This window comes from Fructilactobacillus florum DSM 22689 = JCM 16035 (genome assembly GCF_001436645.1).
GTDB classification, from domain to species: domain Bacteria; phylum Bacillota; class Bacilli; order Lactobacillales; family Lactobacillaceae; genus Fructilactobacillus; species Fructilactobacillus florum.
Genome location: NZ_AYZI01000022.1, coordinates 1 through 1,492, shown reverse-complemented (window position 1 = coordinate 1,492; position 1,492 = coordinate 1). Strand labels below are relative to the sequence as shown.

General features: G+C 35.7%; 5 protein-coding genes. 1 reads left to right on the top strand and 4 read right to left on the bottom strand.

Annotation, left to right across the window (positions count from 1 at the left end; translation table 11 throughout):
- Window positions 1-242, bottom strand: a 242-nt coding sequence (locus FC87_RS06590; RefSeq protein WP_235804445.1) for a putative HNHc nuclease, incomplete at its 3' end; no start/stop codon positions are given.
- Between the two features lie 8 nt (window positions 243-250).
- The gene (locus tag FC87_RS06585; RefSeq protein ID WP_056961985.1) at window positions 251-439 is read right to left on the bottom strand and encodes a helix-turn-helix domain-containing protein; all 189 of its coding nucleotides are present in this window, start codon (window positions 437-439) and stop codon (window positions 251-253) included.
- Between the two features lie 68 nt (window positions 440-507).
- Here FC87_RS06585 and FC87_RS06580 point away from each other — a divergent pair, with 68 nt between their 5' ends.
- Entirely contained in the window at window positions 508-774 is a 267-nt protein-coding gene (locus FC87_RS06580) for a DUF3892 domain-containing protein (protein ID WP_054690882.1), read from the top strand.
- On the opposite strand, the gene FC87_RS06575 is transcribed toward FC87_RS06580, so the two are convergent.
- Both FC87_RS06575 and FC87_RS06570 read right to left on the bottom strand, forming a co-directional pair.
- On the bottom strand, window positions 775-972 hold the full coding sequence (locus FC87_RS06575; RefSeq protein WP_056961983.1) for a hypothetical protein: 198 nt from the start codon (window positions 970-972) through the stop codon (window positions 775-777).
- A gap of 308 nt (window positions 973-1,280) precedes the next feature.
- A partial coding sequence (locus FC87_RS06570) for a DUF1064 domain-containing protein (protein ID WP_056961981.1) occupies window positions 1,281-1,492 on the bottom strand: 212 nt, incomplete at its 5' end.

Sequence of the window (1,492 nt, the reverse complement as noted above, 5' to 3'; positions counted from 1 at the left end):
AACTTGGTTTTCATAATCTCCTCAATCTCTCTCGGGGAATAGCCTAGGTAGTCGCTCATATCGCCTAGCATTGCAAAGATTTTCTTGCGCTGATCAGGCGTTATCCTGCGTCCATCGTCGATGATGAGTTCCACGGTCGGTTGCTTACCGTCTGACCAGCGCTGCATTCTGCTTAGATCAATCTCATCATCAACGCTTAATAATACCTGCTTGCCGCTAATTTTCTGTATTTTTGCATACATAGAATCGCCTACTTAAATACATCTAGACTTACATTTAAGGCATTTGCAATCTTTACCATTAATTCAAAGCTAGGCTTCTTTATTTGACCATTTTTTAATGCATAGATAGTTGAGCTATTTTTCAAACCAGCCATTTGAGATAGTTTTCTAGGAGTTAGATTATTTTCAGTTAAAATACATTCAATCTTTGGCCACATTGCTATTTCATCTCCTTGTTTGTTGACAATATGCTGTTATAATAAAATTAAGAAAGGAGGTTTTGTTTTTGAGCTATGAAATCAAAGAAGTCCATCTAGATTCTGATTCAAATTATGAAAGTGATATTACTAAAGTTAAATTATCGGATGGAAAAGTCGAACAAGTATCATCAGTTGTTATAAACATTGACGATCATATGAAGTACTACTTCACTTCATCGTCTAATACGAAGACTTTAGTAGACTCAGTGCACCCGTTGCATAGAGATCCATACATCAGAACGGTTCCAAATCAGACTACGAGTGATAACTTACTAAGTCTGACTAGATTTTAATCAGAATGCGCCCTTATTTTTTGTAGGGGTGTTTTTTAATACATCAAACTCAAAATGTCGCATCGTTTTCCCGTCTGACAATTTTTCGTTAAAGCATCTGCTTTGAACTAAATCATTTGATTCAAGCAAAGCATTCATCATCAAAAACAAAAGCTCTGTAGCGTTATTTTTAATTTCCATATCCATCTTTTTTGTCATTTTAAGGTCTCCAAACTATTCCTCAAAGGGAATAAATAAATTTAAACTACGAATACAATAAACGTCATAAACACCACAAGAAATAAAAAAGGTTGTATATCAGAATTGAAAAAAGGATAAAACTCATACCCACAAACCAGAAAAACGCAGCTAGGGAGATAATTGTCAGCAAGTCAACAAAGAATTGCTGACAATCGTAATTTTTAAAATGTTTTCTAATTTTTTCTCTCAAAGGTACCACCTGCCAATCCTATCGAAACACGAACGTTTAATTCTAGAAAACAGAAACTAAATTAGCAATATTATGGCTACATTTCCTTTTCTTCGAACAATCCAGAACGACTATCATACCTAGCAATCGTCACTGGCACCTTGTACCGAAACACGAACATTGCAATTCGTAGGCTAGCATCAGCTGTTATCTTCGTTGGTTTCACATCTACAACCTTTGTAATTTCGCCTTTTTCATCCCGATATACAAAATCGGGCGTGTAACGCCGTCTGCGCCGTTTTTTACCAT